Genomic DNA, 24,700 nt, shown 5'->3' on the forward strand with positions numbered 1-24,700 from the left:
CCACATAGCAAAAAGGTTGCCAATTCATTACTATTGACTCAATCGGACTGGCAGGCTTCCACTCGGATCCAGCTCTCCCGTAATGGCAAGGGATAATGAACGTACCACAGCAGGCGTATTTTCGTATGTACATACATAGGCTCCTGGCCGGGGAATTTCCAGCAGATCATAGGGATTGCGCAGCGCAATGACAATCAATGAATGTTTCTCGCTCAGCCGCTCAACCAGGTGGCGCTGACCCTTGGGAAGGTAACCTGTTGAGGTATAGGTGCATACGATGACCTGCTCTCCCTCTAGCACATTTTGCAGAATTAGGTCTGCCTCTTCATAAGACGGTTGCGTCGTCATTTTATGCTCTCGGACATGAGCTCTGGATTGACTGAGTACCCTACCGAGCGAATCCGAATGGGACCACGGTTCATCCACCTCTGTTCGCTGCACAACTTCGGGCCATACAACCAATACGCCTTGTTCGGATTTTAATGGGAGCAAGCCGTCATTGTGCACCACGGTAATGCTCTGGCATGCGATTTCATGTAACAATGCATCACCCGGGGCCGATGGAGACAAATGTGGCATATCTGATCGTTCACTCGGTCGATGACCACAGCGTTTTTGCTTCCAGTTCATGACACGCTCCAACGCTTGGTCTATGACCTGCTCGTCAATTCGCCCATGACGAACCGCTTCAACTACTGCCTCTATAGCAGCAATCTGTTCCTCAAGGGTATGACTGACCAGGATTAAATCTGCCCCTGCCTCCACAGCAAGAACAGCTGCCTTTGCTACCCCATATGGTTTGGAGATCGCATGCATTTCCAGACAATCCGTAATGATTATTCCTTCGAATCCCATTTCTTCGCGTAATAATCCATGTAACACTTTACGTGATAACGTGGCGGGAATGGGCTCAGGTTCGATTGCCGGGAAAATGACATGTGCTGTCATAATCGCATCCACACCTGCCTCAATGGCCTGGCGAAAAGGCAGCAGTTCCACCTGCTGCAGCCTTTCCCGTTCATGTGGAACAGTTACCATTCCCAGATGAGAATCCACAGCGGTATCTCCATGCCCTGGAAAATGCTTCGCTGTTGCTGCTATGCCACGGGACTGGTAACCCGTAATGGCTGCCACACCGTGAGCTGCCACTCTCTCGGCATTTTCCCCATAGGATCGCACTCCAATGACCGGATTGAGAACGTTATTATTCACATCAACGACTGGCGCAAGGTTCATATCAATTCCAATCTTTTTCAGCTCAGCACCTAGAATCCGTGCACATTGATAGGTGTAGTCCGGGTTGCCTGTTGCCCCTAAAGCCATGTTTCCAGGCACCCTTGTAACCCCGTCCTTATCAATTCTTGCAACCATGCCGCCCTCCTGATCCACCGAGATCACAAGCGGCAACTCACAGGTTTCCGCGGCCATCCTTTGCAGTTCTGCAGACAAACGGGTCAATTGTTCCACACTCTGCACATTACGTCTGAAATAAATGACGCCTCCAACATGGTAGTCCTGAATTAATCGGGTGATCTGTGCATCCGCTTCCTGTCCATGGAAGCCGCACATAAACAGCTGGCCTACCTTCTGTTCCAGCGTCAATTGTACCGATTTCATGTACGCATTCCCTCCTCAAATCAAGTGCCAGTTCGTTTGCTTTGCCTGTATTCCGATGGCTTCATGTGGAAATGTTTATGGAACACTTTGGAGAAATAACGCCGTTCTTTGTAGCCGGTGGCTTCCCCGATTGCTGTAATGCTCCACTCCGTTGTACTCAACAATAATGCAGCACTTTCCATCCGTTTATGAGTCATATATTCAACAAACGTAACCCCTACATGGCTTTTGAACAGCTGGCAAAAATAACTCGAACTGATTCCCAGCCAATCCGCAACCTCATCAATGCCAAGATCCTGTTCCAAACGTGTGTCCATATACTCACATGCAGACTTTACCAATTCAGAGACCGAAGGTCTGGATGCACCTTGCTTACTATGCCAAGCATGGGCAATCGCTTCCGTAAGTTCGACCAGTTCTTTCATGGAAGCAGCCATCTGAAGTGCATCCCAGAACTGTTTTTCTTCCTGTTCAGCAATCGCATCAACTTCGCGCAGTTCACGCAGCATGTGTACCAGCAAAAAACGAATATTACTTTCGCCTATGCTGTCAGACGAAACTTCCAATTGGCTCAATCGTTGTTTAAGCGAATGCAGCAGATGAACTAATTCCTGCTTGTTGCCCTGACGGATCCAGCGCGTGAACAGTTCCAGTTCCTCTCTGGTAATCCATGCTGCTTTTTTGGTTGCTTCGTTGGGCTGTAATCGCGATGAAACTGACGTTGTCACAGACCTAATATCATCTCTGTTATCGGATGGATTCATTAACATGCGCTGACAGTGTCGGTATCGCTCGGCGATCTGCTGATCCAGACATACAGGCGTAGCGTCCTGAACGATCCTTACCTTCATTGCTGAGTCCGCAGCAAACATGGCATCAAGCTTTAACAGGATACGCTGAGCTATTTCATCTGACTGGAACTCCCATCCACCTGAAGCCTCCAGTAAAACGCCCCATTCCCCCTTGCGGACGGATATAATCATGCTTCCTTCCATTTCTTCCGTTAAGACTCTCAGGCTGGAAAGGATCTCATCATGCCATTGCTGATGCTGGTCACTCGACCAGCCGATGGAATAACGGAAGTAACCCTCCACATCCACCAGGATCAGAATATAACGAACAGAAGACGCCAGCTGTTCCGGAGCTTGCGCTGGATAACCCATTGACATCTTCTTCTCACCAGCCAGCAGATCGGTCACCTGTTTCTGTCTAATCCAGTTTTCCATCTCTACATTGCGATGACGTTCAGACTCACTTGCCATACGCTTCTTGTGGATCTGTTCGGTTAACTCGCGCAGCTTGTTTTCCAAACTCAAATAATCAATCGGTTTACATATGTATTCATGAACATTGTAACGGATGGCGGTTCGGGCATATTCAAACTGCTGATATCCGGTGAGCAAAATAATTTCGCATGACTCCCCTCTTTCCCGCAGTATACGAATGAGCTCCAAGCCATCCATGGTTGGCATGCGAATATCACACAGCATAATGTCCGGATGACATTCAGCCACCTTATCCAAGGCTTCCACCCCGCTTCTGGCCGTGCCGGTAATTTCAATTCCCATATCCTCCCACGGTAAGATCAAACTCAAATTTTCCAAAATCGGCAGTTCATCATCAACAAGCATTGCGGTCAGATTCATCTAGGGCATCCTCCTGCTCATATCGTGGAATTATGCATTGAATGACTGTCCCGTGACCTGAAGCTGAACATATAAATATGCCATAGCCAGCCCCGTACCGAATTCGTATCCTGTCCGCCACACTTCGTAAACCCAGCCCTCGGCGCTCAGTCATAGAAGATAGCTGCTGCTCTCCTTCTTGTCCCTGCATATGATCCGGCGGGTCCTCTGCCATGTATTCAAATCTCCCCATTATTTCCTGGGGAATGCCAAGTCCGTTATCCTCCACTCGCAATACCAGATTATTGTGGTCCTCAAATGCACTGATGCGAATTATACCCTTGTACTCAATGCCTTCGAATCCATGCTGAATGCTATTTTCGATGAGAGGCTGCAAGGTCAGTTTAAGTACTGAGGATGAGTATAGATGAATAGGAATATTAATTTCATACGTAAACAGATCACTGAATCTGTATTGTTGAATTTCTAGGTAGCTCTGCAGATGCCTTACTTCCTCACCCAGTGGAATTTCCTCCTGGTCCTGAATGCTGATGCGAAGAATATTGCCCAGACGGGTTACCATTTCACTGACTTTCCGACCTTCTCCCCGCATGGCGAGGCCGTTAATCGATTCCAGTGTGTTGAACAGGAAGTGTGGTTTGATCTGAGCCTGCAGCACACGCAGCTCAGCCTTGGCCTTCTGCTGCTGCTCTGCCCTTACACGGCGAAACAGGCTGCCAATCCGGTCCAGCAGTTCATTAAATCCATGGGCAAGAAGCTGCATCTCATCGAAACCTTTTCCCTCTACCCTTGCGTTGAAGTCTCCATCCTCCACTCGCCGCATGAAGCGCACCAGTACGGCAATATTGCCCGTAATACTGTTCATGAAAAACAGATTGAAGACCATCGCGGCAAGAAGACAGATCAGAATAATGATCACCGACCAGCCAGCAAATACATTGGTCTCTGCTGACAGCGCTTCCCAAGAAGTTACGCTGACCAAGTTCCAGCCATAGTTTTTCAGATGATACTGGGACAGGATACTCTCCGTGCCATCAAATACGGTTCGGATACTGCTGAAGCCGGGCCCGTAACTCCTAGCGTTTACTCCCAGGTTCTCCATCTTCTCTCCGCTGTATCGCCCGGAAGGATCATAGACAACTAAACCTTCTTCATTGGTTAATAGAAAGGATGTACTCTGTGCGGAGTCGCTAATCTGCAGATGCCGGAAGATCCGGTCAATCTCTCCTTTTTTGATCTGAACCACAAGAATCCCGATATTTTGAAAGTAACTGAGTTCCTTGACCAGCCTGATCTGAGTAAAAACAGGATCAACACCCGTAAGTTCGGGATATTCATGTGGAGCAAGCCATTTGGGCATACCGTTGAGCTGCTGAATTTCCTGAAATAAGGGATGTACCTTGAATTGCTGAAAAGGAAGGGCTTCAAAATTTTCTTTGGTGAATATAGAGACGATCTGATTGTTCTCTGACGAACGCAAATCATACAAAAAGGCATAGCTAATAAACGGATAATTATATAGAAGAGAACGGAAATTGCGCTGGCTGGCATTAAGCGACAATTGATTGCCGGTTCCAAGGTCCTGCTTGGTCGGGTCTTTGGCGTTAAGTGCCATTTGGAATACTGAAGTGGCAATTCCGTTATCGGTGACACTGTTAATCTGCTGAAAAACATTCTCGATATTGTAGCTAATGGCCTGGAGGGCGTATTCGGCCTGCTGGTTGTATTTTTTCTCAATCGTATGTGACGTGACCAGAAACATGCCAATGCCAAGTGCACACATCGGTACAATAATCAGCAGAAGAAATGCCATAGCCAGCTTCATGCGCAAGTTCATATCCGTTCTCCCCATCAACCGCCTCGTTCATCAACCCTTGACACCGCCTGCGGTCACACCTTCAATAATTTTCTCCTGCAGTATGGCGTATATGACAACAACAGGTACAACGCTGTATACAATTCCTGCGGACATCTGGGCATAGTTCATCTGGTACTGATCTCGAAACTGGACCATGCCCACAGGCAGGGTACGCAGCTTATCTGTAGATAGGAAATAGTTGGCGAGCAAAAATTCGTTCCAGTTGCCGAGGAAATTCACGATAAATACCGTAACGATGGCTGGAACCGTAAGAGGTATCACTATTTTAGCAAAGATCCCTGGGGCCCTCAAGCCATCCATGACCGCTGCTTCCTCAATTTCTCCGGGGAGTGATCTCATAAAAGCAGCCAGAATAATGATCGTGAATGGAATCGCATTTGCTACATAAGGAACAATCAAAGCCAGATGTGTGTCCAATATGCCCAGCTTGCGAACGAGCAAATAAATGGGCAGCATCAGCGCATTATTCGGAATGAGCATACCTGCCAGAATGAGACTGTACAGAAACAGGCTCCATTTGCGGTGTCTCATCCGGGTTACGGCAAAGGCAAACATGGCGCCCAGTATAATGGTACCTGCCGAAGACAGGACTGAGATGTACAGGCTGTTCCAGAAATACGTACCGATTTTGGCGTTGACCCAGGCTTCCACGTAATTGCTGAATACCCAAGTCGTTGGCAAACCGAATGGATGGAGAGCGATCTCATTGTTATCCTGTTTAAATGAAGAGAATATGACAAACAGAAATGGAAACAAAATTGCGATCAAATACAGCATCAACATCACATGGGGAATGGTGCCTCTTATGCTCTTCGCCATCAATACTCCACCCTTTCGTTGCGCCTTGCTACCAACAGCTGATATACGGCCGTCAGCACAAGTGTCAGAGCAAAGATCAGGACCGCAACTGTATTGCCATAACCGTATTTAAAATTGGTGATCGCGTATTTGATCATATACGTGGCGAGAACCTCAGTGGACCCGGCGGGACCGCCTTTGGTCATAACAAGTACAATATCCGCTGCCTTCATCGCTCCGGCAATGGACAGCATAATGACAACCGAAATAATGGGCCTGATCAATGGCAATGTGATTCGGGTTGCGCGCTGTACTGCCGTAGCCCCATCAATTGCCGCAGCTTCATCCAAGTCACGGGGAATGGCAAGAATGGCCGCCAGCACCATGACAATGTAAAAACCTGTCCACTGCCAGGCGTTTGTTACAAGGATGGACAGCATCGCAAAGCGATTATCCGAGAGCCAGTACACCGGTTGGATGCCAAACATATCAAGCAGCTGATTTAACAGTCCGATGTTGGGTTCATAAATAAATCCCCACAAAATTCCGATTACAGCCGTTGACATGATGGAAGGTAAAAAAACAGCCGTTTTGTATAACCCCTTTAATCGCTTAACGTTGGCAATAAAGAGCGAGAACAACACAATCAGCGGAACCTGAATGAATACGGAAAATCCGATAAAAAACCCGTTATTCCGTGTGGAAATCCAAAACCGTTCATCGGTCAGAGCCTTGGCGTAGTTCGACAAACCCACAAATCGTGGGTCTGTCGAAACGCCATTCCAGCTGGTCAGACTATAGTATAGGGAGCTGCCGATCGGATACAGAAAAAACATGACAAACAGGATCAGTGCAGGCAATACAAACAGAGCATAAATGAGCGGGCTGCGGAGTGAAGTATTCATGTTCAGCCTCCTTCAGTGACTTCAGTTGCAGCTATGGCCTTCATGCATTCAATCATTCCACGGAAGCATTGGCTTCCTCCTGGATTTTTTGCAGCTCCTCCGCCATCTTCTCCGGCGTGGTCTGTCCACCAATCAGTTTTTGGATCTGCAGATTGCTGATTTCGGTAGTTACATCTGCCTGCACAAGGGCATCAAATGCCGGGAATGACGTTTTGGATGCATTCAGGACAGCAACGATTTCTTTCATCAGTTCATCGGTGATGCTATCGGTTAATACCTTCTCATCCAGCTTCATGGCAGGAAGTACACCATCCTCCACAAGTCCACGCACCTGCATGTCTTCATTGTAGAAATTTTTGATGAAAGCTTTTACCGCCTCCAGCTTCTGTGGATCGTCCGCTACCGATGCCGAGAAGCCGTACCCATTGTTAACGTCACGCATGAGGGAAGTTTGGTCCCCTACTCCGTTCTCTACCGGCGGCATATTGAAAAATCCAACCTTGCCGATGAGCGATTCCCCGCTCTGACCTTCTTTGAATACAGATGATTTCCATGTGCCGTCATACATCAGGATAGCTTCACCACTCGTAAATTGAGTTGTATACTCTGCGTATTCGAATCCAAGCTCGCCTTTTTTGAAATAGCCCTTATCGACCCATTCCTTATGCTTCGCAAAGCCTTGAACTACACCAGGATCGGTCCACTTGGCTTCACCTGTTGCAAACTTCGCCGTAATCTCCGGTCCGGCATAGCGGGACCACAGATGGTTCGTTAGCATCAGCGGAACCCAGCCTGCCTTGGAAGCCGATGCAAGTGGTACTTTGCCATCCGCTTTGATCTCGGCCAGCATGTTATCAAGTTCAGCCATGGTCGTTGGCGCTTGCCAGCCCTTTTGTGCGAAATATTCTTTGTTGTAGAAAAAACCTTCGCCCGAGCCACCAATCGGCAATCCATATACTTTGCCTTCATACGTGAACGGTTCAAGTGATGTAAACTGATCCTGGATACCCAATTCTTGCAGAATCGGTGTCAGATCCAGCAGCATGCCTTCCTTGGCATATACCTTGGAATCCGGACTGCCGAAGAGTTCGAATATATCCGGCGGATTGCCGGCAGCCATCTCTCCGCGAAGCTTCTCTTTGCGGTTCACATCGGATTCCACTCCGTCCAGAGTAAAGGTCAGATTGGGTACTTCACCCTCCACCTTGTCGACGACGTCCTGCAGAATGGCCAGCCTTTTCTGTTTATCCGCACCTACCTGGGTGTGGCGCAGCAGCATTTCGACCGGTTCCTTACTGGTCTCTGTGTCTGAGCCTGCAGCCCCTTGTGGACTTTCGTTCCCTGAGCCCGAACATGCAGCCAGCGTCCAGGACGTTACAAGCAGTAGTGAGAGCAGCATTATCATTCTTTTTTTCATTGTCGTTGACCCTCCTCAGCATATTGCGCATTTGGTTTTACACTCTGATTATAAAAAGCCGAAGCTCCCATCGTAAGGATGACAATTCATCAATGAGGGGATAAAATCCTTCACTGAACAGGCCTTCATCGTTATCTTCATGTAAAATGCAATAAAAACAGCCTCTGCGACACGGGTCGCAAAGACTGCTTGGCTGATGGATCAATATATATAAGTCTGTTGATTAAGTGGCCCCATTGAACTGGATCATCTATTTGGAACAAACTGTACCAGCTGTTTCCTTCCGACCCTGTTCAATCAGGCGATACGCCCGTTCCACTTCTTCTTCGGTCGGAGAAGGTACTCCGTCAAGTGGATATACCTTGCCTAGAGCCTGCCATTTGTAGATCCCCATTTGGTGATAAGGCAGAATTTCGAACTTTTCGACTCCGTTTAACGTGCCGATGTAACGCCCCAGATTAAGAAGATCTTGCTCGTCGTTATGAATGCCGGGCACGTAGACGTGACGGATCCACATTTTCCGACCATGATCCGATAACCAGCGAGCCATACGGAGCGTTCTTTCATTTGATTTCCCGGTAAGCTTGATATGTTTTGCATCATCAATATGCTTCAGGTCCAGCATCACAAGATCGGTATGATCCAAAAGGTCAACAATACGATCCGGTTCATTGTAACCGTTGCTGTCCAAGGTCGTATGCAGCCCCCACCGCCGCTTTACTTCTTTGAAAACCTGGGCCACAAAGTGAGCCTGCAACGTCGGTTCCCCTCCAGATACGGTAAGTCCACCTCCTGAGCTGCGATAGTAGGTCAAGTATGGTTCAATTTCCGCGAGAACTTCTTCCACGCTCATATCCCGGCCTCCATCAAGCGCCCATGTATCCGGGTTGTGGCAATATTGGCACTTCAGGTGACATCCCTGCATAAAAAGCACGAAGCGGATGCCTGGGCCGTCAACCGTCCCGAAAGTTTCGAGTGAATGAATATGTCCGTTTACCATGCTGCCTCTTCCTTTCTGTATCCGCATCCGCTGTGCGTTTATGTTGTCACTTCTATCCAAAGCCCTGGCCTCACGAAGCCCTATGAAAGCGACTTCGATATGGCCACAACTCCATCCTTTCCTATTACATCGAACCGTGGAAAGTACGGTTGATGACGTCGAGCTGTTGTTCACGCGTCAATTTGATGAAGTTGACGGCATAGCCCGATACACGTACTGTCAATTGCGGATAGTTTTCCGGATGCTCCATGGCATCAATCAGCTGCTGACGATCAAACACGTTCACGTTCAGATGGTGAGCACCTTGACCGAAATAACCGTCCATCATGGCAACCAGATTGGATTTGCGGGTATCGGACTCTTTTCCGAGCGCTTTAGGTACAATCGAGAACGTGTTGGAGATCCCGTCAAGACTATGTTCGTAAGGCAATTTGGCTACAGAGCCCAAGGATGCCAGTGCACCTTTTTTGTCACGGCCGTGCATAGGATTCGCTCCTGGAGCAAACGGCTCGCCTGCTTTACGTCCATCCGGTGTAGTACCGGTTTTTTTGCCATATACCACATTGGAAGTAATGGTCAAAACGGATTGCGTTGGAATGGCATTGCGGTACGCTTTATGTTTGCGAATCATGCCCATGAAGCTTTCCACCAGTTCAACCGCGATGCTGTCGACACTGTCTTCATTGTTACCGTAACAAGGGAATTCTCCTTCGATTTCAAAATCAACGGCGATTCCTTGCTCGTTGCGAATCGGTTTAACTTTGGCATATTTAATTGCACTCAGGGAGTCGGCTGCAACGGACAGGCCGGCAATACCACAGGCCATGGTACGTACGATATCACGGTCATGCAGAGCCATTTCAATGCGCTCGTAACTGTATTTGTCATGCATGTAGTGAATGACGTTAAGGGTGTTCATGTACAGTTTAGCCAGCCATTCCATCATCGGTTTGAACCGTTTCATGACCTCATTGTAATCCAGCACTTCCCCTGTAATTGGCGGATACTCCGGTCCGACCTGTGCTCCGGATTTCTCGTCACGACCACCGTTGATCGCATACAGCAGAGCTTTCGCCAGATTCGCACGGGCGCCGAAGAACTGCATTTGTTTACCAATCTTCATGGCCGATACACAGCAGGCAATACCGTAATCGTCGCCGTAGATCGGACGCATCAGATCATCGTTTTCATACTGGATGGAGCTGGTTTCAATCGAAACTTTGCTGCAATACTCTTTGAATGCCTCCGGAAGTTTGGTGGACCAGAGTACGGTCAAGTTTGGTTCCGGTGCTGGCCCCAGATTGTGCAGCGTGTGCAGGAAACGGAAGCTGTTTTTCGTTACACGCGTTTCTCCGTTCACGGACATCCCGCCAATGGACTCGGTTACCCACGTTGGGTCGCCACTGAAGAGCTCGTTATAGTCCGGTGTACGCAGGAATTTGACGATCCGCAGTTTCATGACAAAGTGGTCAACCAGTTCCTGTGCCTGTTCCTCTGTCAGATTACCTTCCTGTAAATCACGTTCAATGTAGATATCCAGGAACGAAGATACACGTCCAAGGGACATTGCAGCGCCGTTTTGTTCTTTGATTGCAGCGAGATATCCAAAGTACAACCACTGGAATGCTTCTTTCGCTGTTGTAGCCGGCAGGGATATATCAAAACCGTGCATTTCGCCCAGCTGCTTCAATTCCTGCAGAGCCCGAATCTGTTCGGATAACTCTTCACGCAGACGGATTACGTCTTCATCAATCACATCCACTTCGAGTGCGTTCAGTTCGCCTTTTTTGGCGCGAATCAGAAAATCCACACCATAGAGTGCAACCCGGCGATAATCACCGATGATCCGGCCACGGCCGTAAGCATCCGGCAGACCGGTAATGATGCCCGCTTTACGTGCTGCACGCATTTCGGATGTATAAGCATCAAATACACCCTGATTATGTGTTTTGCGAATATTGGTAAATATATCAATGACTTCTTGAGGCATTTCGAAGCCGTATGCTTGACATGCATCAATCATCATGCGAATTCCGCCTGTTGGCTGAATGGAGCGTTTGAATGGAGCATCGGTTTGCACACCGACGATCTGTTCTTTAGTTTGATCCAGATACCCTGGTTGGTGAGATACGATCGTACCCGGGGTGTTTACGTCTACATCCAGTACGCCGCCGTTGTCCCGTTCTTTTTTGGTCAGATCAGATACGATATCCCACAGGTCTTTTGTATTCTGCGTTGCCCCTGCAAGAAATGCTTCATCCCCGTAATAAGGAGATAAATTATGTGCCAGAAAATCATTCACATCCACGGATTTGGTCCATGTGCCTTTCGTAAAGTTTCTCCAGCCTGTTTGTTGTTTGACATCTTTTTCGATCACCGACATAGTAATCCCTCCACAAAATTTGGATTTCCGGACACATGACAGGGTTCATCAATCGTCACATCTGTGCCCAGAGCCGCGATTAAATGTGAACATTTTCACATATTAGCCGGAACACGTTCTCTCTACTTGGGAACCGGAACCGCGGGATGGATGTTTTTCTTACATTTTCAGTATACGTCTTCCGTGTTTCATCATCTGTGATTTTTATCACAAAGTCAGTGAACTACCTCACTCCACCGTTGCTGGATCATGGTGAAGGTAAAAGTTTACACCGGATCACTGCGTGGCAGAACAACCTTCCAATCGCTGTTATCTCCAGATTTTTTCGTTCCCTTTTCAAAGGGAAAAATCCGGGGATAAACGCGAACGCTTCGCTTTTACAGGTTATTTCCGCCCCTCCGTTGTCGTGTAAATTGTTAAATTCAACGGATCCCCAAAGGATTCCGTCATCGACCAAAGACGGCAATTGGGGCTCCCCTTTCGGGGAACCCTGAACCTATTGCCTTAACCTCAAACTAATTGTTTTCTATTTTGGACTATTGTTTATTCAAAACGTCCGTAGAACGCATTCCGGTAAACGTCAGCCAGTTCAGTCACCAGCGGCAGTTTCGGATTAGCTGTTGTACATTGGTCTTCGAATGCACGATCGGCCAGATAATCCACGTGAGCTTCAAAGTCTTTTGCATCGAATCCGATTTCCTGGAACGATTCCTCTATGCCCAGTGTTTTGTTCAGTTTGCGAATCGCATTGATGAGGCTGTTCACCCCTTCTTCCGTGGTACGTGCAGGCAATCCCAGAATGCGGGCGATTTCGGCATACCGCTCATCTGCTACAAAGTGCGAATATTTCGGGAACGAAGCAAACTTGGTCGGTTTTTTCGCGTTGTAACGAATGACGTGCGGCATCAGGATTGCATTGGTACGTCCATGTGCTGTGTGATACTGACCGCCCCATTTGTGCGCCAAGCTGTGGTTGATCCCCAGGAATGCATTCGCAAAAGCCATACCGGCAATCGTTGATGCGTTATGCATTTTCTCACGTGCCAGTTTGTCACCTTGCAGCGCGGATTGCTCCAAGTATTGGAATACCAGCTGAATGGCTTTGATCGCCAGGCCATCTGTATAATCATTCGCCATGACAGACACGTAGGCTTCGATGGCATGAGTCAGTACGTCCATACCTGTATCGGCTACAGCTGTTCTAGGCAGTGAATAAACAAATTCAGGATCTACAATCGCTACGTCTGGAGTAAGCTCGTAGTCTGCGAGCGGGTATTTGGTATTACCCAGATTTTTGTCTGTGATTACGGCAAACGATGTGACTTCCGAACCTGTACCCGACGTTGTCGGAATGGCGACGAATTTGGCTTTGGATCCAAGGCGTGGATATTTGTAGATCCGTTTGCGGATATCCATGAATTTTTGCTTCAGATCGTTAAAGTCTGTATCCGGATATTCGTAGAACAACCACATGGCTTTGGCGGCATCCATTGGCGATCCACCACCAAGGGCGATAATGCAGTCCGGCTGGAAGCGATGCATCATTTCCGTACCACGGTCCACCGTCGTTGTCGATGGATCGGGCTCAACATCCGAGAACACTTCGATCGCAACCGGCATTTGACGTTGACGCAGATAATGCTCTACTTTTTCCACATAGCCCAGTTTGACCATCATCGCATCCGTCACAATCGCTACGCGAGTAATATCAGGCATTTTGGCCAGATACTGCGTTGCTCCTTTTTCGAAGTACACTTTGTTTGGCACTTTGAACCATTGCATATTCACGGTACGGCGAGCCACCCTTTTCACGTTGATTAAGTTCACGGCAGTTACATTCGAAGAGGTCGAGTTACGTCCATACGAACCGCATCCCAGCGTCAGTGACGGCATGTTGGTATTGTAAATATCCCCAATGGCACCGTGTGTGGATGGTGAGTTCACAATAATCCGTCCTGTTTGGAGACGATCCGCGAATTTGCCTATGACTTCTTCGTTATTTGAGTGGATAACTGAGGAGTGACCCATGCCGCCAAAAGCAACGACTTCTGCTGCACGCTCAATGCCTTCAGCAGCTGTTTTTACTTTGTAACAAGCGAGTACCGGACTTAATTTCTCGGCAGACAGCGGGAACTTGGTTCCAACACCTTCAATTTCCGCTACAAGGATTTTGGTGCCAGCCGGAACTTCAATCCCGCACATTTGAGCGATGGTGGACGCAGATTGACCAACGATGGCCGGGTTAACCGCACATTTCTCGGCATTGATGGCCCCTGCTGTCAGTTTCGCAGCCTCATCCTTGTTGACGAAATAACAGCCGTTTGCAATCATTTTCTTTTTCACCTGATCGAAGATCGGCTCTTCAATGATGACTGCCTGCTCGGAAGCACAGATCATGCCGTTGTCGAAAGATTTGGACAAGATCAGATCCGTGACCGCCTGATTGATATCCGCACTTTTTTCGATAAAGCAAGGTACGTTCCCTGGTCCCACGCCGAGTGCCGGTTTTCCACAGCTGTACGCTGCACGTACCATGCCTGATCCACCTGTCGCCAAAATGAGTGCTACATCGTTATGATTCATCAGCGCGTTCGTGCGATCCATGGAAGGATCATCAATCCATTGAATACAGTCGGCCGGAGCACCATGCTTCACGGCTGCTTCGAGCAGAATTTTGGCGGCTTCTCGGCTGCAATTCTGTGCTGACGGGTGGAAGCCAAAGATAATCGGATTACGCGTTTTGATGGAAATCAATGCCTTAAACATCGTTGTGGATGTCGGGTTGGTTACCGGTGTAATCCCCATGATGATGCCGACAGGCTCCGCTATTTTCTGGAAGCTTTCGTATTCGTTATCTTCAATGACGCCTACGGTTTTGTCGTATTTGATGCTGTGGTACACATATTCTGTTGCAAATATATTTTTGGTGATTTTATCTTCATACACACCGCGGCCGGTTTCTTCCACTGCCATCTTGGCGAGCATCATGTGTTTGTCCAGACCTGCCAGTGCCATGGCTTGCACGATACGGTCAATCTGTTTCTGATCCATGGACATGAATGCTGCGTGTGCTTTATTCGCTTTGTCAATCAACGTTTGAATATACTGACCTGCTGTCGGTTCTTTTGCTGGGGCGACTTCGTTCTTTACAGCCATCTCCCTCATCCTCCTAAAGGTTGGTATTGGTTTTGGTTTGTCTCTCTTCTTTACGTACACATCGTAACATGTCGAAAAGCATAATTATGTGATTATTTTCACAAAGTATAACAAATTTAATTTAAGTTTTTTGTGGTTTCTTCACAGCTCATTTTCACTTCCTATTTAAAATATAGGGCTGTCAAATGCATCCTTCCCCAACCAAAGTGAATTTAATCACAATGTTTGGAATTTCGTCATTTTTGTCCCCTTCCCATGCCCCTCAAACGGTAAGATTAGGTATATACTGAACTTAAAAATTGAACCACCGCAATTTGTACCGTCCTCCCCGGCCGAGATGACCCTGATCAGGACGGCAACGGTTGCGGCGAACCACGGGGCGGGAATGACATGATGTAGCCCCCTCCGATGGACACAAAGGGGAGATAGACTATGAGAGAACAACTGAGTGTAATGGAAAAACGCGGCAATACAAACTGTTTCTCGGAAGTGAATTTCAACCATCTGCTCGTTACCATGAAGGATCGTACTTATCCTGAAGGGACCCACCTGTATTGGGAAGGAGATGTGTCCGACAAACTTTATTATATGAAAAGGGGCCGTGCCCAGATCACCAAATCAACGGATGAAGGCAAGGAGCTCATCATGTACATGTATCAGTCCGGTGATATGATTGGTCAGGCCGACCCATTCTTCGGCTCCAAGCATACGTTCTCGGCAGAAGTGCTTGAAGACAGTGAAATTGGTGTTCTGGAGCACAAAGATCTGGAGATGCTGATCTGCCAGCATTGCGATTTCGCCATTGACTTTATGAAATGGATGGGCATTCACCACCGCTTAACCCAGACCAAATTCCGGGACCTGATGTTATACGGCAAACCAGGTGCGCTATGCTCCACCCTGATTCGTTTGTCGAATTCCTATGGCGAGCCCCACGGCGAGCATGTAATCATTCACAAAAAAATCACCCACACCGACCTGTCCAATATGATTGGTGCGACCCGGGAAAGTGTAAATCGCATGTTAAGCGATCTGCGCAAAAAGGATGCCATTGAATATGACAACGGCATGATTGTCATCAAAGACCTCAAGATGCTTCAAGGTATCTGCCATTGTGAACTGTGTCCCAATGAAATCTGCCGCATCTAAGCCATGAATCCGGCAGTTCCGACTCCTGCCGGGAACAGCAATGGTATGAAAAAAGCCCGTCCTCTGCCAAGAAGATCGGGCTTTTAGTATGTTTAAGATGCCGTTAACTGTAGCTTAACCGCATCACGAGGATTTAACTTCATATCCAAACCGTTCTCCATCAGTTCCTTGTCGTTCACCATGATTACCCAGCGCTGATTCATTCGTGGAACAACATTTTCAACTGAAACGACGTATTTGTTATTTTCCGACATTCTTACAATACCGCTGGACTTGAGTACATCACGAACCGTGCATTCCTGGATATATACGCCCGCATATTGACGATTGAGATTTGGCATAATATTGCCGCCGCTGATCTTGAGCAGGGTTGTCTGATAGGCAACACCTTCTCCTGTACTGTCGGCGGCTTTTACGTATATGATCACTTCATCTTTGGCATGAAGCTCCTTGTCCCAATTTTCCGGATCAATATCCTTGCCGTTTAGTTTGACTGCCCAAATAAGCGAGGAATCGAGTGAAACTTCCCCTACGGATTGAATCCGTTTGCCGTCGGCTGTAAAATCGACCAGTCCGCTGTTCAGTAGGGCCTTCTTGAGCGTCAATCCTTCACTAAAATCCCTCTTGATGGACTTCGTTGCATCAGGCAAAAAAGTACTTCCATCGACAGCCACGGTAATGGTATTGGAGGTATCGGCCTCCTTGACCATTGGCTGTTCAGAAGGTTGTGTCTCCGTACATCCGGCCAGAATAGCTAATATAAGCAAACATAAACCGATGTAACCGGGGATCTTCTTCTTCATGTCGGTAACACCACCCTGCGTAAAAATCTTCACCCTGTTGTCCATAACTTCTATTATGGCACAACATTCATGCAAAAAAAGTGTCAATGCCGTTACTATTCTTCCAGATTTCTTCCTAATAGCACAAAGAGCCCGCATTTACGGGCTCCTTCGCTCGGGTTCCTAAAACTCGTTAATACATTCGCTATTATTGAACGCAAGCCTGCATATAGGTCCGGCCTCCGTCTCCATTCTTCAGGTATGGATTAAGTCCATAGAACTGTTCCTCGGATACATAAACTCCTGTCAGCAAGCGCCCTTCCAACAGTTCTCCATCCATCTGTACGCAGAATGAAGGAGCTGCCACATATTCCTGATACAGCGGAATCTGGCCGTACGGATGATGAACCTTGAAGAGTTTTCCCTGTTCATGCAGCGGGCGTTCAGAGAAATAGGTGGGTACAATATACCGGGCAATGACGTCCAGTTCCTGTGTGGTATAGAAAGCTTCATCGCCAAGCCAAGGCGCCAGCAGCCTGATTTTTTCATATTGGGACCATACAATGGCCTGAATTAGCATCTCCGGTTTCACATTTCTTCGTTCACCTGAGGCCATAGCATAATGACCACGGGAAAATTCATTTTCGTGCTTAGCCAGCATAGACTCCGGATACTTCAACTCACAACCAATGCACTTCCAGCCTGAAGAAGTCTGGATCCATTTCTGCAGGACGACCGGAGCCAGTTCCTGACCATTGCTCGTTCCTGACCGATTCCCTTCCTCAAGATCACGATTCTCCAGTCGGGGACTAACATAGTACTTGAATAGTTCCGCAGCTTTTTTGTAAATCAGATGTACCTGAATGGATGCGTTCTCAAGTTCCGCAATATCTTGTTTGCCGTAGCGTACTTCACGGGATAAGCTTTCTTCTCTCATGACAAGTGGCCTCCTCGCTCCGGCCGCCTGCGGCCATTTTTCTTAAATTATACTACAACTCATGTCAATATGTGCAGGACCTGCAGGAAAAAGCTGGTTTCTGACAAACCAGAATACCGGACTAGCCAAGCATAAGTACGTTCTGATCTTATAAGACAAAAAACTCCTGATTTCCATGGAAATCAAGAGCTCTTTGTAATCAGGTTGTTCAGCCGAACCTGGATATCTGTTGTTTAATCTACCCATTGCTCTGCCCAGTCCTGAATTTGGTTCATTACAGGCTGAAGTGCTTTCCCTTTTTCTGTTAGCTCATATTCAATACGAACAGGCGTCTCGGGATAAACATGACGAATCAGAATACCTTCACTCTCCAGATCCTTCATCCGTTCAGATAACATCTTGTCACTCATCGACGGAATCAGGTTGGAAATATCCTTGAATCGTTTTGACCCACTCATCAACGTTTGAATAATCAGACCGTTCCAGCGTTTGCCCAAAAACGAGAACGCCGTCTCAAAACGCGGACACATCCGCAAATCTTGGCCTTCCACATTAATCACCTCTTTAGAGATCACTCAACTTACATTTTGTTAGTATATTTCATAATAACACATTTACGTCTCAAAGAAAACGTCTGCCGTCAAAAAGTTAAAATTTTATAGGCAATATTCTACTTCGACATACAAAACAGTATACCTCAGGACGAATCGATGAACCATGGCAAATATCGTATAACTCCCCTATTGCTATCTTACCCAAAAAGAACCCAGCTGCCACAGTCATACTTGACTCGGAGAAGGGTTCTCTGGTATTCCATTTCATTTGTCCGATCACGATACCAATTTTGCGGCCTAGACCAGCACGCCACCAAATGGTCTTACAGGTTCACTTCTGCCGAATTCCGGCTTGAAGCTGCGGGCAGGGTATGCCCATTTTACCGCATTGCTGATGACTCTCAAAATTTCCGGCTTGTAATACGTCGGATAGGTTTCATGGCCTGGACGGAAATAAAAGATTTTGCCTTCGCCGCGACGGAACGTACAGCCGCTTCGGAACACTTCCCCACCCTGGAAGTTGCTTACGAACACGAGCTCATCGGGTACCGGAATATCGAAGAATTCACCGTACATTTCTTCTTTTTCGAGTACAATCTTGCCCTCAATCCCGTCCGCAATCGGATGGGATGGATTGACACACCATACGATCTCCTGCTCGTCAGCTACACGCCATTTCAGATCACAGCTGGTACCCATTAATGTCTTGAACGGTTTGGAGAAATGCCCGGAATGCAGGACAATCAGTCCCATGCCGTTCAATACACGCTGTGCAACCTTCTGTGAGATCTCGTCGCTTACGCGATCATGTGCCATATGTCCCCACCATATAAGCACGTCTGTGGAATTCAGCACTTCATCACTTAATCCGTGTTCAGGCTGATCCAGTGTAGCTGTCCGAATCGCGAATCCTTCGCCGCCAAGTCCGTCTGCCAGCGCCCGGTGCAGACCATCCGGATAGACTTCCCTTACTTCATCGTGAATTTTCTCATGGACAAACTCATTCCAAATGGTGACGTTAATCATATTCAGTTTCCCCCTAGTGTAGCTCTAAACCCACCACATGTCTCCCAGCGGTTCCTCGATCAATACTTGCTGGAGATTTTGCACGGCTTTAGAGAATCCTTCTTCAACCGACATCAGACCGTCTTCGTGTTCAATACTTACTACATAATCGTAACCTACCAGACGCAAGGCACTGATAATGTCTGCCCAAGTCTTGTTATCGTGACCATAGCCAACCGAGCGGAATTGCCAAGCGCGGTCCAGCATATTCGTGTAATCCTGCATATCTGTCAAACCATGTTTGTTCACGTTCACTGGATCAATGGTTGTATCTTTCGCATGGAAGTGATGGATTGCACCTTCGCGTCCGAGAATGTGGATCGCCTGCACAGGATCAATTCCTTGCCACCACATGTGACTTGGATCCAGGTTGGCACCGATGACTTCACCAGCAGCTTCACGCAGTCTCAACAATGTAGCTGGTGTATGCACCGAGAATCCGCCATGCAGTTCCAATCCAACCTTTACATTGTGATCAGCTGCGAACTTGCCCCACTCTGTCCAGTAAGGTATCACTTTGTTTTCCCATTGCCATTTCAGAACTTCCTGGAAGTCATTCGGCCATGGGGCAACAGGCCAGTTCGGATATTTCGCATCTTCATGGTCTCCCGGACAACCGGAGAATGTATTGACTACTGGAACTTCCAGTTTTTGAGCCAATTGAACGGTTTTGACGAAATCATCGTGGAAACCTTTCGCGATATCTTTTTGTGGATGCAGCGGGTTACCATGACAGCTCAGTGCGCTGATGGTCAGACCACGTGATTCCACCGCGTTTTTGAAGTTTTTCAATGCTGCTTCATTGTTCAGAAGCTCCTCCGGATTACAATGTGCATTGCCCGGATGGCCTCCAGTTCCGATCTCCACTGCTTTCAGGCCCTTGGATGCTACGTAATCAAGTGCATCCTCCAATTTACGTCCTCCGAATAATACCAAAAATACGCCGAGTTTCAAGTGCGATTCCTCCCTGGATTAAATATCGTATAATTGCTGATTAAATGAACCAAGAACTGCATAAATGTACCGTTCAGATCACAAGTTTGTCTTAATAGTGTGGAAAATCAAGAGCGTTTCTATCCTGAAATTAAACGTAACAATACTGGTTATTCCCGTGGAAAAACCATCCTTATGTCCTGGCACTTACTTCACTTTGAACATGTGATTGCTTTAATGCGATTGTACAATTTCTGTCTGATCTTCATCCGTTTTGGTTGCTGCAATTGGATCATAGGTGCTCTCAAGCATGATGTGCTTGCCCTCTAATGAAGAGCGCTGGAATGCGTGCATGGCTTCAAGCACGTGATATGCAAGCTTGCCGCTGGCTTTGTGTTCACGTCCGGCACGAATGGATTCGACCATCTCGGTAACACCAATTCCACGTTCGTTTTGTCTGCTCTCGAAAACCGGGGTTACCGTCTCCCACGTGTCCTGACCGAATCTGCGCAGTTTCACTTCCCCATTGAAGAAGTTGGGATCAGGTACACTCAGCGTGCCTTCAGTGCCGTAAATCTCAATGCGCGGCAGGTCCGTTGCTCCACGGATATCGAAGCTGGTAATCATCGTGGCAATGGCACCGTCCGTAAAATCGATGGTTCCTGCCAGATGAGTCGGAGTCTGTACCCGCAAAGGTGTCCCTTCTTTCGGACCCGATCCAATGACGCGATCCGTGATCTGGATGCCTGCAGAGGAACTGATTCTCCGAATCGGTCCGAGCAGTGTAACCAGGGCGGTCAGGTAGTAAGGTCCCATATCAAACATAGGCCCGCCTCCAGCAATGTAAAAGAACTCCGGATCCGGATGCCATGCTTCTGGTCCGCCACCCATGAAGAATGAAGTAGCCGCAATCGGCTTCCCGATCAGACCGTCTTCTATGGCCTGTCGTGCAGTCTGGATGCCCGACCCAAGGAAGGTATCCGGTGCGGATCCGACATATAGCCCCTTCTCTTCAGCAAGCTCAATAACCTTGCGACCGTCTTCAAGAGAAATGGCCAGCGGTTTCTCGGCATACACATGTTTGCCTGACTCGAGCACAGCCAGATCGGTCATGGCATGACTGCCAGGCACCGTCAGGTTCAGCACAAGCTCGATTTCCTTATTTTGCAGCAACTCATCTACATTGTAAACGTTTGCGATATTAAATTCATCTGCCCGTTCCTGAGCGCGTTCACGAATCAAGTCCGCTACAGCTACAACTTCTATAAGGGGACTGTTTTTCAGATTCTCCAGATAGATGGCGCTGATGTTTCCGCACCCGATGATGCCTGCTTTTATTTTCTCCAATGTGACGTTCATCTCCTTACGCATGGTGAGAAGCTGTGCATGAATGTTGTGCCTTGAATTTAATACTATGGTATTCCGTTTTGGGTTCAATTAAAATGAATAATATGATCGAAACATGAACTATCTGGTCATAATTTTCAAATTGCAAGGAGTATGCCAATGCCGACCGATTATTCCTGCCAGGTTCTTACAGCAGGCTTCTCATTTCACCGCAAACCCTATGCGGGTATTCATCCCGAAGGGGTTAAGAACTATCTCATGAGGCTGCAGACCGATGGACGCTGCCGGGCACGGATCGATGGCGAGATGTCACTCATTGATGCGGGCGATCTGCTTCTTTTCAGTCCGGACGAGCCTTATGAACTCAAAGTAGACAATGAACGCAATCCGATGGGGGAACGACTTGTAGAGAGCGGTGACTACCATATCTTTTTCAATGGTTCCTGGGTGGATGAATGGTGGGAACGCCACAAGAGGCCAAACCGGATTAAGGTCGAACTGACCGAAAGCCTGCTGACCCTGTTCCGTCAACTCGTGCTGGAGCAGCGCCGAATCTCCAATCCATATCCTGAGATCTCAAGTTATTACATGCGTATCCTGTGTCTGGAAGTGGACCGACTGCTCTCTGAGCATCCAACGATTACGAATACCAATTATGTGGCATATGAAATAAAAAATTATATCGAGGAGAATGCTTCCTCCCTGTTCAAGCTTGAAGATGTGGCTACCCATGTTGGCATCAGCGTTTCACGCGGTGTTCACCTCTTCAAAGAAGCGTTTGGCAAAAGCATTATGCAATACACTCTGGATGTACGGCTGAACATGGCCAGAGAACGGATCATCTTCAGTCCGATGACACTGGAACATGTAGCCGAATCGTCCGGATTTAACAATTATACGTATTTCCACCGCGTGTTCCGCTCCCGGTTCGGCATGTCGCCCAAGGAATTTCGCCTTATTCACCGGGAACAGATGTAAGGTATCATACGTCAATTCTGCTTATTTGCGCGCGGCGATCGCCTCGGACACGACCATGGCCAGATCTTCGTTGCCAAACATGGACAACACACCCAGAACGGTATCGTCGGGGATCTCCCCGGCTTCCTCCTTCGGCACAACCAGCTTCAGCACTTGCTGCAGTCGTTCATTGCTCTGCTGGTCCGGATAGGCTTGCCGGTACATCTCTTCTGGGTCCAGTCCATGATTGACACACCACTGGGCGAAGACCAGAATCATCATTTCCTCTTCCTGTTTGTAGGTTTCAACGACCGCTTCCTCTATCTGTTTTCTGCGTTCTTTTTCATATTCATCCATGATGTAATTCCTCCATATGAGTTATGTTCTTCATTCCCTTTTCACAAAAAAAAAAAATCACTTGCGGATCAGTTGCTCGGCCAGTTCATGGCTATCCATCACATGACTCGCACTAATGATACACTCGTCCGGTGTATTCAGGTTGGCCAGAAAATGATCCACGGCCCCGCTAAACCCTCTACGGGCTAATACGGAATCCCAGCTGCCGAATGTTTCGTTCCGTTCAAGTTCTCCACGTGCGGCATATCTCGCCGCTTCCATATTTACGACTTCTACCGATCTGCCGCCCCCATGGAGTTCGATCTTCTCCAGATCAGCCCCCGCCTCACGCACCATGTCGAACCGGCCATAGGCTTTTCTTCCAAGCTTGGCGGATCCTGCAGCATGCAGCAGCTGGTCCAGTTCATTCTTGCGTATCCATTGATGAACCAGTTCCACATTATGATCCGAATACCATAACAACAGATCCAGCATATGAATCAGATCATCATAGATGGTTTCGGCTGCGGGACGATCCTGAATGCCTGTCCGATGCTTCGTTAACGTCAGGGATTCGTATCCTTGTCCGCCCTCCATCCATGCTTTCGCTTTTTGATACATAGGTGCGAACCTGCGATTAAATCCCACAGCGAGCAGCAACCCCTGTGCCTCGGCAAATGCAGTCATCTCTTCCGATTCACGGAGCGTGTAGGACAGCGGTTTATCCACATATACAGCCAATCCCCGTTCCAAACATTGCATCACAATGTCAAAGTGTGCTTCCGTCGCTGTATGTACAAACACGGCATCCAGATCCCAGGACAGCAGTTCTTTGAGATCCGTCGTTCCGTTGTCTAATCTATACGTATGCTGAATAGCCTTGACCGGCTCGGGTGATCGGTTCATTATTCCTGCAATCTCCACTTCCGGATGAGCGGTTAGGAGAGGTAAATACACTTTACGTGCAATATCCCCGAGTCCGATGATCGCAGCACGGGTTCGCTTCGTTGTTTCCATGATAAGCATTCCACCTTCAGATGAGTTCTAAGTTCCACGTCCTATAGTGTAACCCTTCAGGCAGCAACATGCCAGTGATCAGCAGGAGACCAGGAATGGATTATCCGGTTCATGGGTGAACGTGGTACACTTGGGAAGAAAGGCTTATGGGAACAGGACGTTCGAAGAATATCCTGACCTGAAAGGAGCGTTTGGGATTTGCGAAAATGGTTATGGCTCCTGTTATATGTTTTGCTCGCCGGAGTCACGTTTATTTACAGATATGAACTGCTGGCATGGACCGATCTAAATCCGTCCATCCCTCTTCTTATTGGCATAGCAGCATTGTTTGCCCTGGTTCCCGTCATTCCCTATAAGTTTGTTATTGCAGCGTTCGGGTACAGTTACGGCACCACGACAGCAGCTTGGGTATGCTGGGTGGGTACCACACTCGCTGCGCTTCTCGTTTACGCCGGGGCCAGATATGTTTTTCGTAATCAGGCAAGAGCTTACCTGGATCGCATCCGTGGACTGAATCGGTTCACCAACTGGATGGAGGCTCATCCTTTCATGGGCGTCATGTCCCTTCGATTGCTGCCTGTTGTACCTCAAACCGCGGTCAATATCTATGCTGGCATTACCTTCACGCCATTCTGGGTCTTCATGGTCGCCACAGCCATTGGCAAGATGCCTGCGATTTTTGTTTTTGCCTATGCGGGTGCTCAAGCGGAAACATCCATCTGGCTAAGTTTGCTCATTTTAGTGGGATATCTCGGATTTATGGGCATTGTTTTGCTGCTGTTCCGTTTTCGTTCGCGAAAAAAGGGCTGAATCATTTTTATC

General features: G+C 47.9%; 20 protein-coding genes. 3 read left to right on the forward strand and 17 right to left on the reverse strand.

Annotated features, from left to right (window positions below; translation table 11 throughout):
* Positions 1-30 precede the first annotated feature (30 nt).
* The 9 genes from nagZ to adhE form a co-directional block, all read right to left on the reverse strand.
* Positions 31-1,617 carry a beta-N-acetylhexosaminidase gene (gene nagZ, locus AB3N00_RS16020; protein ID WP_413035493.1) on the reverse strand — a complete coding sequence of 529 codons (1,587 nt, stop codon included), beginning with the start codon at positions 1,615-1,617 and terminating at the stop codon, positions 31-33.
* Between the two features lie 20 nt (positions 1,618-1,637).
* Positions 1,638-3,263: a response regulator transcription factor gene (locus AB3N00_RS16025; RefSeq protein WP_413035494.1), complete on the reverse strand. Its 1,626-nt coding sequence runs from the start codon at positions 3,261-3,263 to the stop codon at positions 1,638-1,640.
* Positions 3,238-5,100, reverse strand: a complete 1,863-nt coding sequence (locus AB3N00_RS16030) for a cache domain-containing sensor histidine kinase (protein ID WP_413035495.1) — start codon at positions 5,098-5,100, stop codon at positions 3,238-3,240. Before AB3N00_RS16030 ends, AB3N00_RS16025 begins: the two co-directional genes overlap by 26 nt.
* 30 nt (positions 5,101-5,130) lie before the next feature.
* Positions 5,131-5,961 carry a carbohydrate ABC transporter permease gene (locus tag AB3N00_RS16035; protein WP_175395622.1) on the reverse strand — a complete coding sequence of 277 codons (831 nt, stop codon included), beginning with the start codon at positions 5,959-5,961 and terminating at the stop codon, positions 5,131-5,133.
* Positions 5,961-6,845: a carbohydrate ABC transporter permease gene (locus AB3N00_RS16040; protein ID WP_413035496.1), complete on the reverse strand. Its 885-nt coding sequence runs from the start codon at positions 6,843-6,845 to the stop codon at positions 5,961-5,963. Before AB3N00_RS16040 ends, AB3N00_RS16035 begins: the two co-directional genes overlap by 1 nt.
* A gap of 52 nt (positions 6,846-6,897) precedes the next feature.
* Positions 6,898-8,262 (reverse strand): ABC transporter substrate-binding protein, encoded by a 1,365-nt coding sequence (locus AB3N00_RS16045; protein ID WP_413035497.1) that lies wholly within the window; start codon positions 8,260-8,262, stop codon positions 6,898-6,900.
* A gap of 250 nt (positions 8,263-8,512) precedes the next feature.
* On the reverse strand, positions 8,513-9,262 hold the full coding sequence (pflA, locus tag AB3N00_RS16050; protein ID WP_413035498.1) for a pyruvate formate-lyase-activating protein: 750 nt from the start codon (positions 9,260-9,262) through the stop codon (positions 8,513-8,515).
* A 124-nt stretch (positions 9,263-9,386) separates the two neighbouring features.
* Positions 9,387-11,645 (reverse strand): formate C-acetyltransferase, encoded by a 2,259-nt coding sequence (gene pflB, locus AB3N00_RS16055; protein WP_413035499.1) that lies wholly within the window; start codon positions 11,643-11,645, stop codon positions 9,387-9,389.
* 543 nt (positions 11,646-12,188) lie between these two features.
* On the reverse strand, positions 12,189-14,801 hold the full coding sequence (adhE, locus tag AB3N00_RS16060) for a bifunctional acetaldehyde-CoA/alcohol dehydrogenase (RefSeq protein WP_413035500.1): 2,613 nt from the start codon (positions 14,799-14,801) through the stop codon (positions 12,189-12,191).
* A 432-nt stretch (positions 14,802-15,233) separates the two neighbouring features.
* Between adhE and AB3N00_RS16065 the strand changes: the two genes are divergently transcribed.
* The gene (locus AB3N00_RS16065) at positions 15,234-15,950 is read left to right on the forward strand and encodes a Crp/Fnr family transcriptional regulator (RefSeq protein WP_175395628.1); all 717 of its coding nucleotides are present in this window, start codon (positions 15,234-15,236) and stop codon (positions 15,948-15,950) included.
* Positions 15,951-16,042: 92 nt separating this feature from the next.
* On the opposite strand, the gene AB3N00_RS16070 is transcribed toward AB3N00_RS16065, so the two are convergent.
* The 6 genes from AB3N00_RS16070 to AB3N00_RS16095 form a co-directional block, all read right to left on the reverse strand.
* The gene (locus AB3N00_RS16070; protein WP_413035501.1) at positions 16,043-16,753 is read right to left on the reverse strand and encodes a hypothetical protein; all 711 of its coding nucleotides are present in this window, start codon (positions 16,751-16,753) and stop codon (positions 16,043-16,045) included.
* 187 nt (positions 16,754-16,940) lie between these two features.
* Positions 16,941-17,669, reverse strand: a complete 729-nt coding sequence (locus AB3N00_RS16075; protein WP_413035502.1) for a hypothetical protein — start codon at positions 17,667-17,669, stop codon at positions 16,941-16,943.
* A 233-nt stretch (positions 17,670-17,902) separates the two neighbouring features.
* Positions 17,903-18,199, reverse strand: a complete 297-nt coding sequence (locus tag AB3N00_RS16080; RefSeq protein ID WP_148565210.1) for a winged helix-turn-helix transcriptional regulator — start codon at positions 18,197-18,199, stop codon at positions 17,903-17,905.
* Positions 18,200-18,520: 321 nt separating this feature from the next.
* Entirely contained in the window at positions 18,521-19,249 is a 729-nt protein-coding gene (locus AB3N00_RS16085) for a ThuA domain-containing protein (RefSeq protein ID WP_413035503.1), read from the reverse strand.
* Between the two features lie 24 nt (positions 19,250-19,273).
* The gene (locus tag AB3N00_RS16090; protein ID WP_336780673.1) at positions 19,274-20,242 is read right to left on the reverse strand and encodes a sugar phosphate isomerase/epimerase; all 969 of its coding nucleotides are present in this window, start codon (positions 20,240-20,242) and stop codon (positions 19,274-19,276) included.
* A gap of 213 nt (positions 20,243-20,455) precedes the next feature.
* On the reverse strand, positions 20,456-21,568 hold the full coding sequence (locus tag AB3N00_RS16095) for a Gfo/Idh/MocA family protein (protein WP_413035504.1): 1,113 nt from the start codon (positions 21,566-21,568) through the stop codon (positions 20,456-20,458).
* 159 nt (positions 21,569-21,727) lie between these two features.
* Here AB3N00_RS16095 and AB3N00_RS16100 point away from each other — a divergent pair, with 159 nt between their 5' ends.
* On the forward strand, positions 21,728-22,546 hold the full coding sequence (locus AB3N00_RS16100; RefSeq protein ID WP_413035505.1) for a helix-turn-helix domain-containing protein: 819 nt from the start codon (positions 21,728-21,730) through the stop codon (positions 22,544-22,546).
* A 21-nt stretch (positions 22,547-22,567) separates the two neighbouring features.
* On the opposite strand, the gene AB3N00_RS16105 is transcribed toward AB3N00_RS16100, so the two are convergent.
* Positions 22,568-22,882, reverse strand: a complete 315-nt coding sequence (locus tag AB3N00_RS16105) for a hypothetical protein (protein ID WP_413035506.1) — start codon at positions 22,880-22,882, stop codon at positions 22,568-22,570.
* Between the two features lie 57 nt (positions 22,883-22,939).
* A complete protein-coding gene (locus tag AB3N00_RS16110) occupies positions 22,940-23,878 on the reverse strand; it encodes a Gfo/Idh/MocA family protein (RefSeq protein ID WP_413035507.1) in 939 nt (312 codons plus the stop codon).
* A gap of 198 nt (positions 23,879-24,076) precedes the next feature.
* Between AB3N00_RS16110 and AB3N00_RS16115 the strand changes: the two genes are divergently transcribed.
* Entirely contained in the window at positions 24,077-24,688 is a 612-nt protein-coding gene (locus AB3N00_RS16115) for a TVP38/TMEM64 family protein (RefSeq protein ID WP_413035508.1), read from the forward strand.
* Positions 24,689-24,700 lie beyond the last annotated feature (12 nt).

The sequence above is a fragment of the Paenibacillus xylanilyticus genome (assembly GCF_047246825.1).
GTDB lineage: Bacteria > Bacillota > Bacilli > Paenibacillales > Paenibacillaceae > Paenibacillus > Paenibacillus xylanilyticus_B.